We start from the raw sequence: 6,459 nt of genomic DNA, 5'->3' as shown, positions 1-6,459 counted from the left end.
CCCACACCTCATGTCAAGCCTCCGATGCGATGCTCACCCTCAGGAGGACACGTAACAGACGTCGCCCGCCCCTCCTCCCCGCCCGTGACATACGAGGACGTCATGATCCAGACAGGCGAGGAACCCCATGCCCACCGAACCCCTCGACCCGACGCCGACAGAGACCGAACAGGCAATGGACACTGACGTACCCGACGACAGATACGAATCCGACGACGCCGAGAATCTCGAAGCCGCCGATCCTCCGGAGACGGAAGAACCACCGCCCCTCCTCCTCCCCGTCCCCGTGGCAGGGACGGACGTTCAAGACGCGGACGACGACCTGTACACGACCGGCATCTGGGACCCCGGCATCACCCAGCCGCGACGCTCCATCTCACGAGGGGAGGACATGCCCGTCCCACCGCAGTGGGTGCTCGACGCGGCGCGGCAGGCCCCAGGAAACTGGCTCTACCTACCCGACCCCAACTGGGAGGGCGAGGGCATCCCCCCCACCTGGGCCGTACTCGGCCGCTGGCGCAGCAACGCCTACGGCCAGATCGTAGAGTGGCAGGACAACGACGAGTACCGGCCCTCCCCCGAGGCGCTTGGCTGGCCCGACCCCGCCGACGCCGTGGAAGCCGCGCTCCAGCGAGCCGCCACCGGCTATGGCCCTCAGGAGGACCTGGTCCGTGCGCTCGCCGAGGCCGAGCATGTGGCAGTGGCGCTCGACGAGGACGGCGAACCGTGGATCGCGGCCACGCCCGAAGGCCTCCCCGCACTCGCCATCTTCAGCCCCACCCTCAGGAACGGTGCCATGGACATCCGCATGGACGTACAGCACCACCAGGTGATGTCCGTGACGGAACTCCTCGCGCTCCTGCCTGACAAAGCGGAACGACTGCACTACCTCGGCCTGTCGTCGCCAGCGGCCGTAACCTTGGAAGTCGAGCGCCTCGTCGCGGCCCGTCAAGATGCCTCGGTGGCACAGAAATAGTAAGGGCGTAGTCAGCAAGTGCGTCTCGTGCCGACCAAGTAGACGGTCCCGGTTCTTGTCGTAGCGGGCGGCGATGCCGCGCCACTGCTTCGAGCGGGTGGCTGGGTAGGCCGCCCAGCAAGGTGCCTGCCCCGCACGGGTCCTCTTCCGCACGGCTGCAAACCCGCGTACGAGTTTCCGGGTAAGAAGCTGTTGTCTTTCCATACTTGATCGCTGACTTTCCGCTGGTCAGGCATGGTGTCGTGGGTTGCGTGGCATGCAGGACACGTTATGTCGTTGCGGTGGTGGAGGTGCGCGATGCCGTCGGTGGTCGGTCTGCTGGTGGGGACGGATCAAGGAGCTCGGCAGCGGGTGGAGGTGCTGCGGGAAGCGGCGGACCGGGTACTTGCCGAGTTGCGTGACGCGGAGCCGTTCTGGGAGCGGTTCGTGATGGCTGGGAGGTTCTGGCCGAGGTTCTTGCTGGTCCTGGCGAGAGTGCTGATGTAGAGAAGGCTACGACCGTGAGGCCAGAGAAGGTGATGAGCGGGCGGGGCTCCCTCGCCGCAGCTTCCGGCAGCTGAGCGCTCCTCCGATGCCTCACTGCACGCACGCCTGAAAGCGGCCCTGGAACGAAACCGGCAACGCACGGAAGAGAGTCAGCGTCTGCGTCTCGCTCAAGCGTTCGGCGACCAGTGGGTATCCGCCCGCACAGGTCCCGAACCGAGTACACCGCGTCGCTCTTCAGTAACAATCGGCCCGTGCTGATCGGACCTCGCAGGTGACACGCGGCCACGTCGTAGACAGTGGACTATGTGGTGAGTTTGAGGAAGCCACCAGCTTTCCGCGTAGCGGTTCCAGCTTGGCCCGCACGCTGATATCCACCCCCAGTTGCTCGTGGACCTGCCCGGGACATGACCGGTTCGGCAGCCTGTCGCACGACGGCGAGGATGCGCGGTAGTCCGGCGAGAGCCTGACTTCCTCCACGTCCGGCGCACGGTTCGGGATCAGCATCACCGCCCTTCCAGACGTCTGCCTGGCTGCCGGCGCAGCCGAGGCGCACTCGTCGGCAATCTGCTCGCTCACCCGCTCAAGGACCGGTTCGGCGACGGCGAACTCGTCCCGCTCAACCCCGTATTTCCGCCAGCTGCTTGGCCAACTGTTCTTCGAGTTTGTCCAGTTCGGCACACCGCACGGTGATCCGTTTCAGCAACCGGGGATCCAGCACGTACAGGATCGTAGAATTCGCCCGGCCGCAGCGAGCAGGAATCGGCGTACTGACCGCTCCGTCAGACGATCTTCGGCGCAGACCGCCGCCCGCGACCGGTGTGAGCACCCCGACAGACCGGCACACCAGCCCTCTGACCGGCGACGTCTTGGAGGCCGTGGCGCACGCCGGGGTCCGGTGACGTGCGATCCGTGCAGGTCACGTTCCGGAGTGAGGGAGAGTCTGTTCGCTCCAGACGGTCTTGCCTTCGGTGGTGTAGCGGGTGCCCCATCGTTGGGCGAGTTGAGCGACGATGAACAGGCCGCGTCCCCCTTCGTCGACTGTGCGGGCGTGGCGCAGTTGGGGGGAGGTAGCACTGTCGTCGTGGACTTCGCAGGTGAGGGTGCGGTTCTTGATGAGGCGTAGTTGCATGGGCGGGGCGCCGTAGCGGATCGCGTTAGTGATGAGTTCGCTGACGATCAGTTCGGCTGCGTAGGCGGTGTCTTCGTCCACGTTCCAGTCTGCGAGTGTCCGGCGGGTGTGTTTGCGGGCGGTGGCTGCTGCTGTGGGGTCGTGGTCGAGGAACCAGGTGGCCAGACAGTGGGCGGGGAAGGGCCGGGTGCGGGCGAGGAGGAGCACGGTGTCGCCGGGACAGTCCGTGCTGCGGAGGGTGTGGAGGGTGTCGTCGCACAGGTCCTTGAGGGACCGGCAGGGTTGGGTAAGGGCGTCGCGCAGGAGTGCGGGGGCACTGTCGGATTCGGCGGGGGGTGTGGGCAGGGTCGCGGGGGTGTAGAGGGCGAGGGTGCTGCCGTGGGGGAGGTCGGTGGTGGTGGCGGCGAAGGGCGGACCTTCCGGGCTGCCCAAAAGTGGCCCTGGGTTGCCGTCCGGGACCTCGGTGCTGCTGTCGGGGCGGATGATCACGGGGGCGGTGTGTCCGGCCCGTGCGAAGGTGCACGTGCGGGTGACCGGGTCGTAGACCGCGTAGACGCAGCTCGCCGAGAACGGTTGCCGGTGCAGGGGGTCGCCGGGGGGCAGAGCCGCGCGCTCTGCTGCCAGGAAGACGGCGGTGTCGTTGAGGCGCGCGAGGAGCTCGTCGGGTTGTAGGTCCAGTGCGGCCAGGGAGTGGATGACGGTGCGGAGTTGTCCCATGGTGGTGGCGGCTTGGATGCCGCGGCCGGCGACCTCGCCGACGACCAGAGCCGTGCGGGCGCCGGACAAGGGGATCGTGTCGAACCAGCCTCCCCCACCACCGAAGCCGGGCACGTACAGATGGGCGGTCTCGACAGTGCTGTCCGAGGCGGGATGACGGGGGAGCTGGTGACGCTGGACCGTCGCGGCGATGGTGTACTCGCGGGTGAATCGGCAGGCGTTGTCGATACACAGGGCGGTGTGGGAGGCCAGATCGGCAGCAAGGCCGACATCGTCCTCGTTGTAGGGATCGGACCCGCCAGTGGAGGTTGTCAATTCCTTTGTGTAAGAGGGCGGTTCGTGACTCTTTGAGTGGTTCCGTGGTCGCCTGATGGTGTGAGCGAGGACGGAATCTGCTGGTCCGCTGCCCGTGGTCTGTTGGGGTGGCGGGGTGAGTGAACGCAAGCCGTACCCGAGCGACTTATCGGACGAGCAGTGGTCGTTGATCGAGCCGGTTATCACCGCGTGGAAGGACCGGCACCGCTCGGTCAGCGGCCACCAGGGCGCCTACGACATGCGGGAGATCGTGAACGCAATCCTCTATCAGGGGCGGACCGGCTGTCAGTGGGCCTATCTCCCGCACGACCTTCCGCAGAAGAGCGCGACGTACTACTACTTCGCGGTCTGGCGGGACGACGGGACCGACCAGGTCATCCACGAACTTTTGCGCTGCCAGGTCCGTGAGCGCTCCCGCCGATTAGAGGACCCGACCCTGGTGGTGCTGGACACGCAGAGTGTCCATGCGGCCGCCGGGGTCCCTGCCGCCACGACCGGCCTCGATCCGGCCAAGCGGGTGCCCGGCCGCAAGCGCGGACTGGCCGTGGACGTCCTGGGCCTGGTCATCGCGGTGGTCGTCCTCGCCGCGAACACGCACGACAACGCCGCGGGCATCGCCCTGCTGGACCAGGTTGCCGAGCACGCCGGCGAAACCGTCGAGAAGGCACTGGTCGACCAGGGCTTCAAGAAGCAGGTCGTCGTGCACGGCGCCGACCTGGGCATCGATGTCGAGATCGTCGAACGCAACCCGCAGGACAAGGGCTTCGTGCCCCAGCCGAAGCGGTGGAGGGTCGAGCAGACTTACGGGATCCTGATACTGCACCGGCGCATGGTCCGCGACTACGAGCACCATCCCTCCTCGTCCGCCTCCCGCGTCTACTGGGCGATGACCCACGTCATGATCCGCCGCCTCACCGGCGCGAACACTCCCACCTGGCGCGGCCGGCAGGCAGTGAGTGCGTGAGCATCCAGCCCCTGCTCGAAGCGCTCGACGTCCAAGAGGACGCCGCCCGGACCCTGGCCGACGACCTCCGCACGCAAATCGAGGAACTGCAGAGCCGGCTGCGGGAGGCCGAGACTCATCTCGAACACCTCGCGATCACCAGGAAGACCGTCACCGCTCTCGCTGACCGGCTCCCTGCCCAGACCTCCACGGCCGACCGGCCCGAGCACCCGGACTACCCCCGCATCCTCACCGTCTTCAACGAGGCCACCCGCCCCCTCCGGGCCCGTGAAGTCTGCGAAGCCCTCGGCCACGAACAACTGCCGAAGAACATCGAAGGCACCCGCGCCAAGCTGAAACGCCTCGTCAAACTCGACGTCCTCACCGAGGCCGATGCCGGCAGCTTCACCAGGAAGCAGTAGCCACCCGAAACCCCACGATCAGCAGCCCTGCACCAACCTCACCGGGAAACGGACATCACCTCACGAACCGCCCTCTAAGTCGTGGTGTGGGTTTGCTGGTCGGGCTGCCGTTGGTGGTTACTTTTGGTGATCTTGTGGGGTCAGAGGGGGAGGCGGTCGGGGAAGGCGAGCATGAAGTGGTTCATGGCGCGTTTCCAGCCGAGGGTGCCGGTGCCGCGGGTGCGGCCCTTGGGGATGGGTCCGTCGCCGTCGATGTGGCGGCCTTCGATGCGGCGGATGCCGAGGTAGAGAAGCTTGATAGCGGCGTCGTCGCTGGGGAAGTGGCCGCGATTCTTGGTGATTTTCCTCAGCTGGTAGTTCAGGGACTCGATCGCGTTGGTGGTGTAGATCACCCGGCGTATCTCGCGGTCGAAGGCGAGGAAGGGGATGAACTCCTCCCACGCGCGTTCCCAACTGGCAATCAGACCCGGGTAGTTCTTGCCGTACTCGTCCCGGAGCTGGTCCAGGGCGCTCAGCGCCTCGGACTCGGTGGCCGCACCGTAGATCGGCTTGAGGGCGGCAGCGACCTTCTTGCGGTCGGTGTAGGTGACGTACTTCATCGACGAGCGGATCAGATGGGTCACACAGGTCTGGATGATGGCCTTGTCCCAGACCGTGCTGATGGCCTCCGGCAGCCCCGTCAGCCCGTCACAGCACACGATCAGGGCGTCTTTGAGGCCCCGGTTCTTCAGCTGGGTGAGCACGTTCAGCCAGAACTTCGCGCCCTCGTTGTCCTGCAGCCAGATGCCCAGAACGTTCTTGATGCCGTCGACATCGACGCCGATCACGAGGTGAGCGGCCTTGCTGGTGACCATGCCGCCGTCACGGACCTTCACCCGCAACGCGTCGATGTAGAGGATCGGGTAGACCTCGTCAACGGGCCTGTTCTGCCAGGCAGTTATCTCATCGGAGACGACGTCGGTGATCCGGGAGATCAGGGCCGGTGAGGCGTCGGTGCCGTAGACCTCTTTCAGGTGGGCGGTGATGTCGCGGGTGGTCATGCCCCGCGCGTACAAGGACAGGATCATGTCGTCGACCTGAGCCAGGCGCCGCTTGCCCTTGGGGACGATGACCGGCTCGAAGGCACCCGTGCGGTCCCGGGGCACGTCCACCGTGACCGGACCCGCCGTGGTGGTCACGGTCTTGGGATACCGCCCGTTGCGCGAGTTGCCCGAGCCGCGTCCCGCCGGGTCACCGGCCTCGTAGCCGAGATGGTCGGCCATTTCGACCTGCAGGGCCCGCTCCAGGACCGCCTTCATCATCTGCTGCAGCAGACCTCCCTCGCCGTCAATGCCGACCCCGGCGTCCTCGGCATCGGCCAGCAGCCTGTCGATCGCGGCCGGCGACAACGCGCCCGTCACACGCCGCGCGGCGGCATCCCGGCCCTCACGGGGCACGGCGCTCGGGACGATCTCGTTCATCAAGTCACTCA

At 66.6% G+C, this 6,459-nt stretch carries 6 protein-coding genes; 4 read left to right on the top strand and 2 right to left on the bottom strand.

The window, feature by feature from the left end:
• The first annotated feature begins 127 nt into the window (after positions 1 to 127).
• Together OHB49_RS44935 and OHB49_RS44930 are read left to right on the top strand one after the other, a co-directional pair.
• Positions 128 to 976: a type VII secretion system-associated protein gene (locus tag OHB49_RS44935; protein ID WP_329167400.1), complete on the top strand. Its 849-nt coding sequence runs from the start codon at positions 128 to 130 to the stop codon at positions 974 to 976.
• A 297-nt stretch (positions 977 to 1,273) separates the two neighbouring features.
• The gene (locus OHB49_RS44930) at positions 1,274 to 1,462 is read left to right on the top strand and encodes a hypothetical protein (protein ID WP_329167399.1); all 189 of its coding nucleotides are present in this window, start codon (positions 1,274 to 1,276) and stop codon (positions 1,460 to 1,462) included.
• A gap of 916 nt (positions 1,463 to 2,378) precedes the next feature.
• On the opposite strand, the gene OHB49_RS44925 is transcribed toward OHB49_RS44930, so the two are convergent.
• Positions 2,379 to 3,623, bottom strand: a complete 1,245-nt coding sequence (locus OHB49_RS44925; protein WP_329167398.1) for an ATP-binding SpoIIE family protein phosphatase — start codon at positions 3,621 to 3,623, stop codon at positions 2,379 to 2,381.
• A 115-nt stretch (positions 3,624 to 3,738) separates the two neighbouring features.
• Between OHB49_RS44925 and OHB49_RS44920 the strand changes: the two genes are divergently transcribed.
• Both OHB49_RS44920 and OHB49_RS44915 read left to right on the top strand, forming a co-directional pair.
• Positions 3,739 to 4,587 (top strand): IS5 family transposase, encoded by an 849-nt coding sequence (locus OHB49_RS44920; RefSeq protein ID WP_329167397.1) that lies wholly within the window; start codon positions 3,739 to 3,741, stop codon positions 4,585 to 4,587.
• Positions 4,584 to 4,988 carry a hypothetical protein gene (locus tag OHB49_RS44915; protein ID WP_329167395.1) on the top strand — a complete coding sequence of 135 codons (405 nt, stop codon included), beginning with the start codon at positions 4,584 to 4,586 and terminating at the stop codon, positions 4,986 to 4,988. The genes OHB49_RS44920 and OHB49_RS44915 overlap by 4 nt, the downstream gene beginning before the upstream one ends.
• Before the next feature lie 140 nt (positions 4,989 to 5,128).
• Here OHB49_RS44915 and OHB49_RS44910 read toward each other — a convergent pair whose 3' ends face one another.
• Positions 5,129 to 6,448 (bottom strand): IS256 family transposase, encoded by a 1,320-nt coding sequence (locus OHB49_RS44910; RefSeq protein WP_443079738.1) that lies wholly within the window; start codon positions 6,446 to 6,448, stop codon positions 5,129 to 5,131.
• Positions 6,449 to 6,459 lie beyond the last annotated feature (11 nt).

The organism is Streptomyces sp. NBC_01717 (assembly GCF_036248255.1).
Classification (GTDB): domain Bacteria; phylum Actinomycetota; class Actinomycetes; order Streptomycetales; family Streptomycetaceae; genus Streptomyces.
This window is presented reverse-complemented; position numbering and strand designations above follow the sequence as displayed.

Coding starts and splice junctions, on each gene's coding strand:
- OHB49_RS44935 (WP_329167400.1), top strand. CDS start 128: ATGCCCACCGAACCCCTCGACCCGACGCCGACAGAGACCGAACAGGCA.
- OHB49_RS44930 (WP_329167399.1), top strand. CDS start 1,274: ATGCCGTCGGTGGTCGGTCTGCTGGTGGGGACGGATCAAGGAGCTCGG.
- OHB49_RS44910 (WP_443079738.1), bottom strand. CDS start 6,448: ATGAACGAGATCGTCCCGAGCGCCGTGCCCCGTGAGGGCCGGGATGCC.